Raw genomic sequence first — 15305 nt, forward strand, 5'->3', positions numbered from 1 at the left:
TAGGTTAAAATAAAAGAAGCTGAAATCTTTGCAGATCAAGCATTGATTTCAGCTTCTTTTTTGTGGGAAACATTAAATAATTTCTTTTACCTGTGCTATACCCTTATCAGTAAGCACGTAGTGTCCATTTGTCACATATAATAGACCTTGTTTCTTCAATTGTGATGCGGCTTGGTGTGTATAGTCAGGTCTCCAGTTCAAATGTTCATGAATGGTACCGATGCCGTTTTCAACGTGCGCGATAGGCGTATCCATATGCGTATAAATATGACATAGCATCATCGTTTCCCGATAATGGCGACGCAAATGACGTTGACGGCGGTATGTGGCGATATAGCCAGTCTTCGGTGTTGCGATAACAGCGATAATCAGTGCGATACCGATGGTAGTTGCAATGGAACCCGCGATGGATACGTCCATGGTGAAAGCGACTTCTGTACCGATGACAGCACAGATAATACCGATGATGATACTACTAGTAAGCATGGCTTTCACAGAGTCCGTCCATAAATAAGCGATGGCTGCAGGTCCTATCATGAGACCGATGACGAGAATGGCACCTACCGCTTGGAACGAGGCCACAACGGTGAGGGATACCATGGTCATGAGTACATAGTGGATGAGGGCTGGCATAAAGCCGAAGAGCCCCGCTAGTAGCGGGTCAAAGGTGGAGAGTTGCAATTCCTTGTAGAATAGCATGACTAAAATTAAATTGATGAGCGCCACGCCTAGGGAAATCCATAGCGATATAGGCCCCAAGTCTGTGCCGTTCACAATCCATCGATCAAAGGGGGCAAAGGCTATTTCGCCGAGTAATGCGGTATCTACATCGAGATGAGCGTTACCACTGTATAGGCTGACTAGAATGATGGCGATAGAGAATAGAAGCGGGAAGATGATGCCGATAGACGCATCTTCGTTGACAAGCCCCGTGTTATGTATCATTTCTGTAAGCCATACGGTGCCTACACCAACTAAGGTAGCCCCGACGAGTAGAAATGGAGAGTTTAAATCTTCCGTCATAAAGAAAGCGAGCACGATGCCGAGGAATACGGTGTGCGTAATGGCATCGGCCATCATAGACATGCGACGCAATACGAGGAAGACCCCAGGGATGGCACATGCGATGGACACCGCAATGGCAATGAGCAATATCTCTGTATGAACTGTCATGGGGCACCTCCTATGCGAGGTTGTGCGTCCTCTGCTACGTAAATACTTTGCTGTGCCTTAGATTTGGGATCCCTTGTGGTTTCTAACAATAATGCATGCTTTGACTGTCTATTTTTACGGAACTGCCAGAGCATACCTCTGTTAGGAGCAAAGATGAGACTCAATAATACGAGAATCGATAAAATGACGATGATAGCTGGACCTGTCGGTAATTTGGGGACCGCTGTACTCCAGATAGTACCGCCGATGGCGGATATCATGCCGAAACATCCTGCTAATATACACATGGTGCCCAGTTTGTTCGTCCACTGTCTTGCCCCTACGGCGGGTGCAATGAGGAGGGAGCTAATCAAAATAGCGCCTACCGATTGAATGCCGATGATGATGGTCATGATCAATAGTGAACGATATAAAATAAGGGTGAAAGTGACGGGAATTTGTAGTGTTTTGGCGTATTCCACATCGAAGGAGATGAGCTTTAACTCCTTCCAGAATAATGCGGTTAGCACGATGATGATGAGCGCCGCTGCAGATGTGATGTACACGTCACGCGCCAATATGGTGGCTGCCTGTCCAAATATGAATTTTGAAAGCCCCGCCTGACCAGCATTGTTTAAGCTTTGTACATAGGTGAGCAATACCATACCGAGCCCAAAAAAGGCGGAGAGTATGGTGGCTAAAGCGCCATCAAATTTGATTTTGCTATTTTCTACGGTAATGGTAATGAGCCAAGCCGCAGTTATCGATGAAAGTGCGGCACCGGCGATGAGAACCTCAATATCTTTAATGCCTGTCAGCAAGAAGGCAATGACCACACCGGGTAATGCCGCATGTGATAGACCGTCACCGATGAGGCTTTCCTTGCGAAGTACCGCAAAGCTACCAGCGATACCACTAGCGAGGCCTAATAACGCCGTGCCGAGCAGTACCATCTGCGTCGTATAGGATTGGAATATGGTCATACAATCCTCCCTTTGCCGTAGGTGCGCTCAATAGCTTCGTCCGTAAACGTATCTGCTACAGGACCATAGGCGACAGTTTGTTTGTTCACCATCGTTACCCAATCGAAATATTGGGGCACCGTATTTAAATCGTGGTGGACGACGATAACCGTTTTGCCGCGAGCTTTCATTTCTTGTAAAAGAGAAATAATAGCATGCTCTGTGGTTTTATCGACGCCCTTGAAGGGTTCGTCCATGAGGTAAATATCTGCCTCTTGGACGAGGGCTCTTGCGAGGAAGACGCGCTGTTGTTGTCCCCCTGAAAGCTGGCGAATTTGTCGATCCACATAGTCGCTCATGCCCATTTTTTCTATCATGGAGAGGGCGAGTTCCTTATCCTTTTTGCTAGGACGCTTAAACCAACCTAGATGACCATAACGACCCATGAGTACTACATCTAGTACGGTGGTAGGGAAGTCCCAGTCTACGCTACCACTTTGAGGGACGTAGGCGATTTTCTTGTAATCGTTTTTGTCCATCGCTAAGTGGTGATCGATATAAAATTTTACACTTCCTGAGATAACTGTTAGTAGGCCAAGCATGGCCTTTAATAATGTGGACTTACCGGCACCATTAGGGCCGACAATGGCCGCTAAGGAACCGATGGGTACCTTCATATCTACGTCCCATAATACGGGTTTTGTCGTATATGCTACGGTCATATCTTCAACTTCAACGGCCCATTCCATGGAAACCTCCTTGTATTAATGAGTGCTACTAGCTGTGAATTGCTAGTAGCACATGTACTTACAATAACAAAGTAAATTTAAGTTGATCTAAGTTAGTATAAGTAAATTTACTTTGTTGTATTTAATTAAGAAACTCTAATAAATGATTATTTAAGTGCCTTAGTAATCGTATCGATATTAGCTTTTACCATACCGATATATGTGCCACCTTCAGTGCCTTCAGAACCGAGGGAGTCGGAGTATAATTCACCACCAATGGAAACGTTCCAGCCTTTAGCTTTAGCTGCTTCTTGAACAGCCTCGATAGTTTTATGCGGTACAGAAGATTCTACGAAGATAGCTTTGATTTTGTGGTCAACAATGAATTGAACTAGATTATTCACATCTTGTGTACCTGCTTCTGTGGCAGTACTTACACCTTGTAAACCTTTTACTTCAAAGCCGTACGCGCGAGCGAAGTATTGGAACGCATCGTGAGCTGTTACGAGTACGCGAGATTCTTTCGGAATAGACTCTGCTTGAGCTTTAACGTACGCATCAGTTTCATCTAATTTAGTAAGATATGCGTCATAGCGTTTTTTGTAATCTTCTTTATGAGCCGGATCGGCTTTAGCAAGACCTTCGTATACTGCTTTTGCTGCCAGTTTCCAGTTAGCAACGTCAAACCAAATATGAGGGTCTTTTGTTTTTACACCATCTTCTTCGTCAAAGTCGAGCAATGTAGCTGGATCAATGGCATCAGATACGCGGATGGTCGCTTTATTTTGCTTTGTTAGATTGTCGAAAATGGAGCCCATTTTACCTTCCAAGTGAATGCCGTTGTATACTACAACATCCGCCTTAGACATAGCTGTTACATCGCCTGCACTCGCTTGATATAGGTGAGGGTCTACACCAGGTCCCATGAGACCTTGTACGGTTACATGGTCACCGCCGATTTCTTTTACTAAATCCGTTAACATCGTTGTAGTAGCTACGACATTAAGTTTTTTCTGACTATCTTGGGCTGTGTCTTTTCCGCAGCCTGCAAGGGCAAATACTATAAGTGCTAATGATACGACGACTAATAAAATTCGATTAAATTTCATAATAAGCCTCCTTTTGTGGGTAGTGAGTTTAAAATCTTTAGTTATCTTGTTAATACAAAAATGATGTAATGATATGTAGAAAAACTGATATAAATAATTAACAGATAAAATGCTTTGAAAAGGTAGTATACGACCCTGATTTAAACGGAAAAATAGCCGCTACTAACGTAGCGGCTAGTGGCAGTTATACGGTCTTCTGCTAAGGTCAAAATAATTTAGGGAATAAGTGCTTGTAGATGGTTAGGCCCAACGAGGGCAACGATACCAAGTACCATCATGACCTTCATTTGAATACGCTTTCTACGTCTCATGATGAACCTCCTTTGTGTAGTTTTTTGTCATATCAACTTGATATGTGAGTCCGAACAGTTATCTTGAGTTTAATATATCATAAATGAGAAATTTTATCAATAAGAATTTATTCTTTTAATATTCATCTTTATTTAGTATGATATTATGCATAGGTAAAAGGTTAATAAGGAGGCTTCTTATGAATAAATTATTCCGATACGCTGCTGCAGCTGTACTTGTTGCATCTTTCGGCATGTTAGGTGATTATACAGCTGATGCGGCGAAGTTTTTAGAATCTCCAAGGGAGGTTACTATTGTAAAACCTGAGTTGCCTGAGATTCCTCAAACCGCTACGGTAGCGCCTGATATGCGCGTACGCTTCTTGATTGATAAAAAAGGTAATGTTAAAAATGTTTTCGTAGAGCGCTCTTGTGGATATGCTCCTGTTGATGAAGCAGTAAAAAAAGCAATTTTGCAGTGGAAGTTTACCCCTGCTATTGGCACAGATCAAAAGGCACACGAATCCATTATTGGGATGACAATTACTCTGCCTAAGCAAGCTGTGAAAGCTAAATAAGGAGAAAATGATGAATAAAGTGTTGCGTTGTATTATCTTAAGCTCATTGTTTGTAATTAGTATGGTAGCTTCTGTGTTGGCAGCTCCATATGATCCACCAGTAGCTATAGCTACACCACCTATTGACCGAGCATTGCTCGCTGCCTATGGTGAAGCTGCTCATGGTGCAGATATACGTTTTACCATTAGGGAAGATGGTTCTGTAGGGGATGTTGAAGTTGTTTCATCTAGCGGCTCTAGTGCTCTTGATGCAGCCATTGTTGATACTATTTCTAAATGGAGATTTAGTCCTGCCACAGATTCCAATGGTAACCCTGTAGCATCTTCTAAAACTCAATATATTGATTTTAAAAACTAATCAAAGGCACTCATACAGAACTGCACTCCAAAAATTGGACACAATTTTTTAGGTGCAGTTTTTGTATGCCAAAATATTCTAAAAAATAAAGTAAGGTTATCCATTTTCATAACATTGGATTTGTAAATTTAAAAAATAAATCAAAATTGTATCTGTAGCAACTGAAAATTACTTTCAAAATGGTATAATAAAAATATAATTATAGATTAGCCCGTGGAGGTATAAGCATATGAATCCATTAAAACAAAAGCTAGATATTAACAATGAACGTTACAGAATTATTGTGTCCATTAAAGAAGATTATTTAGATGGTAAATTGTCCTTAGAAGAGGGCAATCGCATCTTAAAAGAGAAATTAGGTACTTGTACACCTGATGAGTTTGCCTACGCAGAGCAAAGTTTGAAAGGTGTTTACAAGGACGAAGAAATCCTAGAGAAAATGGATGATCTCTTAGATCTATTTGATGGCGTTTTGGTGCGTGCCGAAAATGAGTACCCTGAGAACCATCCGTTGTGGGCGTACTTGGAAGAAATCAATGCTGTTGAAAAGGTAGCCCTTGAAGCAGACGAATTGTTAAAACAAGAGAAGTTTATCAAAAATCCGTGGCTTGGCGTTTTTGATTCCTTAGCAGAGTGGAGAACTCATCTATCTCGTAAGCAAAATCAACTGTATCCAATGCTTGAGGACCACGGATTTGACCGCCCAACGCGCATTATGTGGACCTTTGATGATGCTGTGCGCGATGCTATCTCTGCATCCTACGCATTGCTTCGGGAAGATAAATACGAAGAATTCCTAGCATCTGTGCCAGAAACTTTGGCAAAATTACGGGATTTGAATTCTAAAGAACTAGAAGTCTTATTGCCAACGTCTTATAAATTGTTGAGTGACGAAGAGTTTGTTCGGATGAGTAAAAATGACCATGAAATTGGTTATGCTATCATCAATGCGCCAGGCTTATATGTCGTGCCAGGTATCAATGATTCTGCGGCGCAATTGAATGGCAATAATTCAGCTCAAGGTGGTGCTGTATCTAACGAATTCTTAAATGATTTAGCTGGCTTGCTATCTAAATATGTAGGCCCTGTTGGTGGCGCGCCCGTTGGTAAGGACGCAGTTCTCGATGTAGCTACAGGTAAATTGACATTAGAGCAAATTAATTTGTTGTTCCGTCATTTACCAGTAGATTTATCCTATGTAGATGAAAATGAACTAGTTAAGTTCTACAGCGATACGGCACATCGTATTTTCCCTCGCAGTGCGAACGTTATCGGCCGTGAGGTGAAGAATTGTCACCCCGCAAAATCTGTTCATATAGTAGAGGAAATCGTAGAGAAGTTCCGTTCTGGCGAACAAAGCCAAGCGGAATTCTGGATTAATAAGCCAGGCTTGTTCATCTATGTTATCTACACAGCGGTGCGCGATGAAAATGGTAAATTCCGCGGCGTATTGGAAATGATGCAAGACTGTACTCATATCCGTGAACTTGAGGGTTCTCGTACATTGTTGACTTGGGATAAAACTGATTTTGTAGGCGATGGTGGTAAAGAAAAATCCTTGGCTCAAGAGGCAGCAGAAGAGGTAGAAGAAGAACCATTAACAACTGATGCAGATGGTCGATTCCACATCGATGCAAAAACAACATTGTCTAATTTAATTAAACATCGTCCAGATATTGTAGATCATTTGATTTCTTTGAATCCTAAATTTGAGAAATTAAAAACACCTATGGTAAAAGTAATGGCCAAGGTGGCAACAATTAAGATGATGGCAGAACGTGGCGATTTTGAGGTAGATGATCTAATTAGTAAAATCGATGCATTTATCAATAAAGATAAGAAATAATTGCATTTTTTAAACGTGAAAGAGGCAAGTGCTTAGGACCTTGCCTCTTTTTCGTTTTGCTATTTGACTAGTTGATTTGTAAATTTGACTAGTTGCTTTGTAAATATAACTAGTTACTTTGTAACTCTGTCTAGTTTTTAAGCTGTTCTATTGAATACTAATAGTTTCATGCCGCTAGGTATTAATTTATTATATTACAAATGTGTTGCACTAATTCAAAATAAACATACATTAATTTCCTATAAATCATCTGTTTTATGTATACAAATTTGATTGAAAAGGGTAAAATAGAAAATAATGAAAGTATTTGCCTTAGCAGTGTTTTCATGTACAACATTACTTTTATAAGAGAAATTACTAATATATTTAAAGGTGAGGATCTAGATACTATGTCTACAAGACGCGTTTGGAAGCAAAGTGAAATCAAAACAAACCCATTATTTTCTATGATGCGCAGTACAATTGAAACTGCATTTTATGGGAACAATGTGACTCCTATTACATCTGTAGCACAAGCGTATCAATTTGCCACTGAAGAGCCTGGTGTTATCGTCCTCGATATGCCTGTACATAAACCATGTGAACAAGGTTTGCCTGCAGATGCGAAGGTACTTGTTACTAACGATGGCAAAACTACAGGCCGCTATGCAAAAGCTCGTCGCATTATTGGTGATGAAGGCATAGATGAAGTTGAACTCGCTAATATTGCACGTGATGCTGTATACGATAGTCGCAATAAAGAGTGGATTGCTGCTCAAACTATTGTTGGTTTAGATAAAAAATTCACTGCTCGTGCTCATTTGATGATTCCAAAAGATCACGCATCTATTTTGTATTCTTGGATCATGAACTTTAAGTTCTTTGATGCAGCGGTAAAAGAATTTTATAATGATAGTTTAGAAATCCCTGAAGGTGATATCTACATTTACTCTGATCCAGATTATGTTGTACCAGGTCATCCAGGTGGTCTTGCTATTTTTGATCCTGCTCATAACTGTGCTATGATTCTTGGCATGCGCTATTTCGGGGAGCACAAAAAAGGTACCCTTACATTGGCATGGTCCTTGGCAAATCGCCTCGGTTATGTTGCTTGCCATGGCGGTATGAAACGTTACAACCTTGATAATGGCAAATCCTATACTATCGGTGTATTCGGCTTGTCCGGCTCCGGTAAATCTACATTGACTCATGAAAAACACGATGGTCGCTATGATATCTCTATCTTGCATGATGATGCGTATATCATCAATACTGAAGATTTGAGTTCTATTGCCCTTGAACCTACTTACTTTGACAAAATGCAAGATTACCCTGTGGAACATCCTGCAAACGAATTTTTGTTGACTCTACAAAACGTAGGTGTAACGATGGATGAGAATGGTCGCAAGGTTGTATTGGCCGAAGACGTGCGTAATAGCAATGGTCGTGCTATCAAATCTCAATTCTGGACAGATAATCGCGTAAACTACGTTGGTGAACCTGTTAATGCCATAGTATGGCTTATGAAAGATAAAACATTGCCACCAATCCTCAAAATTAATGATCCTGTATTGGCTTCTACCATGGGGGCAACACTTGCAACTCGCCGCTCTACGGCAGAAAAACTCGATGCTCATGTCGATCCAAATGCACTTGTTATCGAACCTTACGCAAATCCATTCCGTACATATCCATTGGTTCGTGACTATGAAAGCTATAAAAAACTGTTCTGCGAATGTGGCGTTGAATGCTACATCATGAACACAGGCTTTTTCTTGGAAAATAAAATTCCTAAAGAAGTTACTCTTGATTTGTTAGAACGTTTGGTGGAAGGTACATTGGAATTCAAACCATTCTGTGAATACGAAAATCTTTCCTATGTAGAGGTACCAGGTTTTGAACCTCCATTCGAAGTACGTGAATACCATCACCAATTACACCAAGCTTTCGAATTCCGTTATGACTATGTGGAAAAACTTAAAGGTCATAAAAACGAATTACCTCAAGAAGTATTGGATGTACTTAAGTCCTTAATGTGATCTAAAAATTAAAAAGGGCTGTAATAGAATGCGGTTCTATCGCATCCTATGTGTAGTTCGTTTCCTTATAAGACATACCAAGAAATTTAGCTTTGTAAGACACTAAATTTCTTGGTATTTTTATTTTTCCTCATGTATATGTAACATATATTTTAGTAATGAGTAGCTATAATAGAAATAATGTTTTATTATAAGACTTGTATACGGACATAGTTATAAGGACTTGTATATGGACATAAAAGACATTAAATATATTAGTACCATCGTTGAGATGGCATCATTTTCAAAGGCATCTAAAAAATTATATATTTCTCAGCCGGCGTTGAGTCAAGGGATTCGTCGTATTGAAGCAGAGCTAGGAGTTACGTTGTTTGTTCGTGATCGCACAAAAGTCGTGCCAACTGCTGCGGCGTTACAAGTTGCAAAAGAGGGCATGCCGTTAGTTTTAAAGGTGGAGGCTTTAACGCAATCTATCATTAATCAAGGCACAGATGTAGCCTATCATGTGCGTATCGGCTTGTCTCAATTCTATGGACATCATATGCTTGGGAAAACATTGAAAAGCTTTCAGCAAATTGAACCTTCTTGGGAGTTCCATGTTGTAGAGGGAGAATCTCACTTTTTGGAACAGCAAATTTGTGATGGCTTAGTAGATGTAGGATTATTTCCAACGCCGATTTATTCTCAGGACCTTGAAAGTTATCCCGTTTTAGATGAGCAGATTTTATTGGCCATTAGTGTGGAAAACAAGAAGGCCATAGATATTGCAGATTCTCTCATGACTAATGATGGAATTCGAGAAATTGCACCTTTTGGAGCGTTTCCGTTTATTTTGCTAAGAGAGGGACTCAAATTGCGGACGTTGGTAAACCGTCTATGTCAAGCAGAATCCTTTGTGCCAAAAGCCGTAATTGGCGCTGAAACTTTAGATTCATGCCGGTCCTTGGTAGAAGATGATTATGGTATTACATTCTTACCGAATACTCTTAATAGCAAGGGGGATGACGATAAGGTTAAATTCTATCCTCTTGCATCGAAACTTTGTTTCCGTCAATTAGTTCTTGTGGCGAGGTCTGATAGGGCAAAACGTTTCCATTTATCTGAAGTAGCACATATTATGCAGCAATTTTTGTAATGTATAGATATAAAGATATTTAGATGGCATATCCTGAGGGGTTAGAGCATATTAATGAATTAATAATTAATACATAAATTAATACGTAAATCAATCAATAAATTATAGAGACTAATTCCTGTAAAATTTAGGAATTAATCTCTTTTTATTTATGAAAAGAAACTGAAAGAATCGAATTTAATGAATATTGTAATTATCATATTCTTAGATATAGATGCGTCAAAAATTTCTCAAATTTTAATTGACAAATGTCCTTTCAGAAAATATACTTATAGTAGTTTAAAACATATTTAGGAGATAGGATTTAAAACCCATCATTGTAGTGGATTTAAATATAATTAAAAGTAGAATATGTTTTTGTTATTATTGGTTGGCCTATGTAGGTCCCTAGGAGGTTTCAAATGAGTAAAGATGTGGAAAACAAAAATACCCATGACCATAATCATGGTGAACAACATGATCATGGTCACAATCATAATCATGAACATCATTGCCACTGTGGCGGTCATGATCATCATGGTCACGACCACGATCATCAACATGACCACAATCATGACCATGGTCATGACCATAGTCATGCAAAGGCTCTTCCGACGGATAAATGGGTGCCACACACTCATGAACCAGGGGTACCTCATGAACATGGCGTAAATGACTATATGAAAGCCGTTGCTGAGTATCGTAAAACATGGCCTACAAAACAAGATGTTATTGAACAAACACCAGATCCTGCGGTACGTGAAATGATTCTTCGCATGGAGCAAATCGGTTGCGATACAGTATTTGACCGTTTTGATAAACAACAACCACAATGTACATTCGGTATTGCCGGTGTATGTTGCCGTATCTGCTTCATGGGTCCATGTAAAATTACACCTAAGAGTCCTCGTGGTGTCTGTGGTGCCGATGCTGATCTTATCGTAGCTCGTAATATGACACGTGCTGCTGCAGGTGGTTTGACTCAACATGGTGCGCATGCTCGTGAAATCTTGATTTCTTTGAAAGCGACTGCTAATGACCAATTGGATATTCCAATTTTGGGGGAAGAAAAAATCCGTACTGTATGTAAAGCTTTCAATATCCCTGAAGAAGGTCGTTCCTTAAAAGAAGTGGCAAATGACTTGGCAGATGTTCTATTAGAAGATTTGAGCCGTGCATTACCTGGTGAATATAAAACAATTACTGCGATGGCTCCTGCTGAACGCCGCGAAGTTTGGAAAAACTTGGATATCTTACCTATTTCTGCATACAATGAAGCCTTCGATGCATATCATCGTACATGCGTAGGTACAGATGGCGATTGGGAAAGCAACATGAAGCAATTCTTACGTTGTGGCCTTGCTTTCACATTCACTGGCGTAGTGGCAGCGGATATCGCAACAGACGCATTGTTCGGGCAAGGTGGTCGTCGTACTTCCAAAGTTAACATTGGTGCCTTGAAAAAAGGGTATGTTAACATCGCTGTTCATGGTCACTTGCCAACATTAGTATCTCAAATTTGTACAATTGGTGCCTCTGAAGAGTATTTAGAAAAAGCGAAAGCTATCGGTGCCAAAGGCATCCAATTCTATGGTATTTGTTGCTCTGGCTTGTCCAGCATGTACCGCTACGAAAACGTTATTCCATTGTGTAATGCTATCGGTGCGGAACTTGTACTTGGTACTGGCGCACTCGATTGCTGGGTAGCTGACGTTCAAGACGTTTACCCTGCTATTATGGACGTAGCACGTTGCTTCAACACAAAAGTTATCACTACATCTGATGCAGCTCGTTTACCAGGTGCAGAACATATCGGCTACGACCACCATCACACTAACTTGGCTGAAACAAAAGAATTGGCTCGCAAAATCTTGGATCGCGCTCTTGAAGCTCATGAATTACGCAAGGGTATGCCTGTATTCATTCCGCCATATGAAATTACTGCAGAAGTTGGTTTCTCTCCAGAATCTACTGTTAAACATTATGGTTCCTTCAAACCATTGGCAGAGGCATTAAAATCTGGTAAAGTTCGCGGTATCGTTAACGTAGTAGGTTGTTCCAACCCTCGCGTTATCTATGAAAAAGCAACTGTAGATATCGTTGATACACTTATTAAAAATGGCTGTATCATCCTAACAAACGGTTGTGCATCCTTCCCATTGATGAAACTTGGCTATTGCAATACAGATGCTAACAAAAAATGTAGCCCTGCATTGCAAGAGTTCCTGGGTGATGATCAACCACCAGTATGGCATGTGGGCGAATGTGTAGATAATGCACGTTCCTCCGGCATCTTCGGTGGTATTGCTGCAGAGCTCGGCCTTAATTTACCACAATTGCCATTTGCTATGTCTAGCCCTGAATGGTCTAACGAAAAGGGTATTGATGCCTCCCTTGGCTTCCGCTTGATGGGGATTAACTCTTACCACTGTGTTGAGCCACCTACACAAGGCTCTGATGCCGTTACAAAATGGCTTAAAGAAGATACTAAGGATATCTTAGGCTCTGTTATGTATGTAAATACGGATCCTGCTAAAGTAGCTGAGAAAATCTTGGCAGATATCGATGAAAAGCGTGCTGCTTTAGGTTGGGCTGAAGTAAAATAGTTTATCTTTTTGATAGATTATAATTTGTAGTTAAGTATAAAAACACCCTCTATAGATCTTGTAGTTATTATGACTATTAGACTTTAGAGGGCGTTTTTTATTGTTTGTAGATAGATTTTTGGGTAGTGTTGTATTAGATGTAGCCTAGTGTGCTGATTATTTTAGGGCTATTAAAGTGCGATGGTTTCTCCGTCTTCAGGAACTGCTACATGGCTTTCAATGTTGGTGCCTTTGATAAATTTGCGCACATCCTTACGACTTGTTGCAGTATGATTAACTGTATCCATGTGAACCGCAATGATTTTAGCCTCTGGTTTGCGTACCACCATGCGGCCAATATCTTTTGTACCCATAATAATGCTATCTTCAAAGCCTAAAATTTGAGCATATCCAGTGTTCATAATAATAACGTTAGGGTCGAAGCGAAGGAGGGCCTTCTCTACATCACTTGTCCAAACTGTATCGCCTACAAGGTACACAGTTGGTTCGCCTGCTGCTTCAAAAATAACGCCCATCGCATCGCCTGCTAATGGTGCGAGAATCGGATTTGCATACATTTCTACAGTGCCGTGTGAGCCACCTGTTTTTCTCAATGTGATACCATTAAACTCTAGACTTTCAAAAATAATGCGTACATCATTAAAGCCTTGTGACGTAATAAGTTCTTTGTCCGCTGTATTTTGTACAAAAATAGGAAGTGATTTTGGAATAGATTTAATTGCCGTATCATCCCAATGATCGAGATGTGTATGTGTAACTACTGCTGCAGTTATATCGCTTAATAGATTGTCTATTGATACAGGCAAATCAACCATAGGCATTCTCTGCTGATAGTTAAATGTTCCTTCAAAGCCGGGATAAGTATCTTTTGGTGCTAAGAATGGATCAATAAGAAATGTTGTGTTATTTATTGTTAGTTTTCCCGTTGCATTTCGAATGTGAGTATATTGTGTCATAGTTATCTCCTTAATTGAAATATTGTTGGTTTAGTTGAATAGATTACTATTTGTAATCTCTAGAATTAGTGTACCTTGTTTTGTTATACTAGTCTCAACAATAATTAACACTCTGTTTATTAATAGACACATTGTATAAAAGTGTCTATATTGGAGGTTTTATGATAACTCGAAAAGAAATGACACGTAGGTTGTTAAAAGAAGGGTTGCTTAGTTGTTTAGAGAACCATTCTTTTGAGTCTGTAACAGTAACATTGTTGTGTAAAACGTCAGGTATAACTCGTTCTACTTTTTATTTACACTATAGTAATATCATGGAAATTGTTGATGATTTAGTGGATGATGCAATCGCTTATTCAAACCCAGGAATGGTAGATAATAATAATTTACAAACTATAGCTAAAACCTTATCAGCTGCTTCTAATTCTGTGTCATTGAGAGAAGCATATGATTCTATTTTTGATAGACTGCCGTTATGTCAGCGTATTATACGACATAAAAAGTATTTACCTTTATTTCTGGATGAGCAAATTGCAGAATATGTATTACAACGCATTATACGGCGTGAAAAAGATCGGCAAGGGCTCGTTATGGCAGAAGCACTTGGGGTTTCATTTGATGTGGGTGTATCCGTTTTTGTATTTTTAGTACATGGACTATACGCTATTAATAAAGAATACAAGTGGTCTCAGAGCGATAAGTGGTTAGAAGCTCAGAAAATTATTTTTGAACTCGTTTATCGTGGTTTACAAAGTAAATAGTATTCATACCCGCTTATGTTTTAGTATTCTATGAAGTTTTTATACAACGAAAAAAGGACTCCATTTGGAGTCCTTTTTCATGTAAGGGGAGTGTTAGTATTAATATCAAATGAATCATGTATTTAAACAAGTAGTAGGTTTGGGGTTAGTATTACTTGTCGGGAGATAAATACACGTACGGCAACCAGGGAATTGTTACCTCTATCTATCATTTGACATTATTATTATAGGAATGGTAAATGAGTTAAAAATGAAGAAATTTAATAAATTTCTTTAAAATTCTTATATTTGTAAAAAACATGGTAATTAATTTTAATTATTGTTGATAAATATGGGACAATTTTGGTATTATATAAAGGAGAAGTTGTATATTTTATAAAGGTTTATCCACATTAAGCTTTTATAAAATATACAGCTCGGATAGCATGAGAGGGGCAGTCATATGAGTAAAATATTCACCATATTAACACTTTTGTGGCTACTCAGTATAGGGGGGACTACTAACGCAACGGACTGGTACTATGTTGGACCAGATGCATCAGGAAACCAATTATTTATTGACAATGACAGTGTACAGAAGAGTGATTACGACGCGCTTTTGTGGCTGCGAGTTAATGAACTGGGTGGCGACGAATTGCGATATAAAGTTTATATCAGTAGATATAATCGAACCATGGAAACATTGAAGGTAGATGCGTACATGTCAGACGGGACGCCGTATGAGAATGTAGAATTTAATGAGAATCCTGAGCCTATTGCAGGGAACACAAATGGTCAAGCCATTTATATTTTATTATGGAAATAAAAGAACCATCTAGTACAGCAAA

General features: G+C 39.5%; 13 protein-coding genes. 8 read left to right on the forward strand and 5 right to left on the reverse strand.

Annotated elements, in window-relative coordinates:
• Positions 1 to 72: 72 nt before the first annotated feature.
• The 4 genes from RYO55_RS02940 to RYO55_RS02955 all read right to left on the reverse strand — a co-directional run bounded on the left by RYO55_RS02940 (position 73) and on the right by RYO55_RS02955 (position 3951).
• Positions 73 to 1173: a metal ABC transporter permease gene (locus RYO55_RS02940; protein WP_314984097.1), complete on the reverse strand. Its 1101-nt coding sequence runs from the start codon at positions 1171 to 1173 to the stop codon at positions 73 to 75.
• Positions 1170 to 2135 (reverse strand): metal ABC transporter permease, encoded by a 966-nt coding sequence (locus tag RYO55_RS02945; RefSeq protein ID WP_314984098.1) that lies wholly within the window; start codon positions 2133 to 2135, stop codon positions 1170 to 1172. The genes RYO55_RS02940 and RYO55_RS02945 overlap by 4 nt, the downstream gene beginning before the upstream one ends.
• Positions 2132 to 2863 (reverse strand): metal ABC transporter ATP-binding protein, encoded by a 732-nt coding sequence (locus tag RYO55_RS02950; protein WP_004697906.1) that lies wholly within the window; start codon positions 2861 to 2863, stop codon positions 2132 to 2134. The genes RYO55_RS02945 and RYO55_RS02950 overlap by 4 nt, the downstream gene beginning before the upstream one ends.
• Positions 2864 to 3009: 146 nt before the next feature.
• Positions 3010 to 3951: a metal ABC transporter solute-binding protein, Zn/Mn family gene (locus RYO55_RS02955; protein WP_227037639.1), complete on the reverse strand. Its 942-nt coding sequence runs from the start codon at positions 3949 to 3951 to the stop codon at positions 3010 to 3012.
• Between the two features lie 490 nt (positions 3952 to 4441).
• Between RYO55_RS02955 and RYO55_RS02960 the strand changes: the two genes are divergently transcribed.
• From RYO55_RS02960 to cooS, 6 genes are all read left to right on the forward strand, one after another.
• On the forward strand, positions 4442 to 4819 hold the full coding sequence (locus RYO55_RS02960; protein ID WP_314984101.1) for an energy transducer TonB: 378 nt from the start codon (positions 4442 to 4444) through the stop codon (positions 4817 to 4819).
• 10 nt (positions 4820 to 4829) lie between these two features.
• On the forward strand, positions 4830 to 5177 hold the full coding sequence (locus RYO55_RS02965; protein WP_314984103.1) for a TonB family protein: 348 nt from the start codon (positions 4830 to 4832) through the stop codon (positions 5175 to 5177).
• 229 nt (positions 5178 to 5406) lie between these two features.
• Positions 5407 to 7023 (forward strand): PAS domain-containing protein, encoded by a 1617-nt coding sequence (locus RYO55_RS02970; RefSeq protein WP_308521511.1) that lies wholly within the window; start codon positions 5407 to 5409, stop codon positions 7021 to 7023.
• A gap of 389 nt (positions 7024 to 7412) precedes the next feature.
• Positions 7413 to 9041, forward strand: coding sequence for a phosphoenolpyruvate carboxykinase (ATP) (locus RYO55_RS02975; RefSeq protein ID WP_314984105.1), 1629 nt, complete (start codon positions 7413 to 7415; stop codon positions 9039 to 9041).
• A gap of 229 nt (positions 9042 to 9270) precedes the next feature.
• Positions 9271 to 10176, forward strand: a complete 906-nt coding sequence (locus tag RYO55_RS02980) for a LysR family transcriptional regulator (RefSeq protein ID WP_119562412.1) — start codon at positions 9271 to 9273, stop codon at positions 10174 to 10176.
• A gap of 401 nt (positions 10177 to 10577) precedes the next feature.
• A complete protein-coding gene (gene cooS, locus RYO55_RS02985) occupies positions 10578 to 12761 on the forward strand; it encodes an anaerobic carbon-monoxide dehydrogenase catalytic subunit (protein ID WP_314984107.1) in 2184 nt (727 codons plus the stop codon).
• 170 nt (positions 12762 to 12931) lie between these two features.
• Here the strand turns inward: cooS and RYO55_RS02990 are convergent, their stop codons facing one another.
• A complete protein-coding gene (locus tag RYO55_RS02990) occupies positions 12932 to 13717 on the reverse strand; it encodes an MBL fold metallo-hydrolase (RefSeq protein WP_314984109.1) in 786 nt (261 codons plus the stop codon).
• A 161-nt stretch (positions 13718 to 13878) separates the two neighbouring features.
• Between RYO55_RS02990 and RYO55_RS02995 the strand changes: the two genes are divergently transcribed.
• Positions 13879 to 14478 (forward strand): TetR/AcrR family transcriptional regulator, encoded by a 600-nt coding sequence (locus RYO55_RS02995; RefSeq protein WP_314984110.1) that lies wholly within the window; start codon positions 13879 to 13881, stop codon positions 14476 to 14478.
• Between the two features lie 442 nt (positions 14479 to 14920).
• A complete protein-coding gene (locus RYO55_RS03000; RefSeq protein WP_008603073.1) occupies positions 14921 to 15283 on the forward strand; it encodes a hypothetical protein in 363 nt (120 codons plus the stop codon).
• Positions 15284 to 15305: the final 22 nt, after the last annotated feature.

The sequence above is a fragment of the uncultured Veillonella sp. genome (assembly GCF_963551295.1).
Taxonomy (GTDB): Bacteria; Bacillota; Negativicutes; order Veillonellales; family Veillonellaceae; genus Veillonella.

Coding starts and splice junctions, on each gene's coding strand:
- RYO55_RS02940 (WP_314984097.1), bottom strand. CDS start 1,173: ATGACAGTTCATACAGAGATATTGCTCATTGCCATTGCGGTGTCCATC.
- RYO55_RS02945 (WP_314984098.1), bottom strand. CDS start 2,135: ATGACCATATTCCAATCCTATACGACGCAGATGGTACTGCTCGGCACG.
- RYO55_RS02950 (WP_004697906.1), bottom strand. CDS start 2,863: ATGGAATGGGCCGTTGAAGTTGAAGATATGACCGTAGCATATACGACA.
- RYO55_RS02955 (WP_227037639.1), bottom strand. CDS start 3,951: ATGAAATTTAATCGAATTTTATTAGTCGTCGTATCATTAGCACTTATA.
- RYO55_RS02960 (WP_314984101.1), top strand. CDS start 4,442: ATGAATAAATTATTCCGATACGCTGCTGCAGCTGTACTTGTTGCATCT.
- RYO55_RS02965 (WP_314984103.1), top strand. CDS start 4,830: ATGAATAAAGTGTTGCGTTGTATTATCTTAAGCTCATTGTTTGTAATT.
- RYO55_RS02970 (WP_308521511.1), top strand. CDS start 5,407: ATGAATCCATTAAAACAAAAGCTAGATATTAACAATGAACGTTACAGA.
- RYO55_RS02975 (WP_314984105.1), top strand. CDS start 7,413: ATGTCTACAAGACGCGTTTGGAAGCAAAGTGAAATCAAAACAAACCCA.
- RYO55_RS02980 (WP_119562412.1), top strand. CDS start 9,271: ATGGACATAAAAGACATTAAATATATTAGTACCATCGTTGAGATGGCA.
- cooS (WP_314984107.1), top strand. CDS start 10,578: ATGAGTAAAGATGTGGAAAACAAAAATACCCATGACCATAATCATGGT.
- RYO55_RS02990 (WP_314984109.1), bottom strand. CDS start 13,717: ATGACACAATATACTCACATTCGAAATGCAACGGGAAAACTAACAATA.
- RYO55_RS02995 (WP_314984110.1), top strand. CDS start 13,879: ATGATAACTCGAAAAGAAATGACACGTAGGTTGTTAAAAGAAGGGTTG.
- RYO55_RS03000 (WP_008603073.1), top strand. CDS start 14,921: ATGAGTAAAATATTCACCATATTAACACTTTTGTGGCTACTCAGTATA.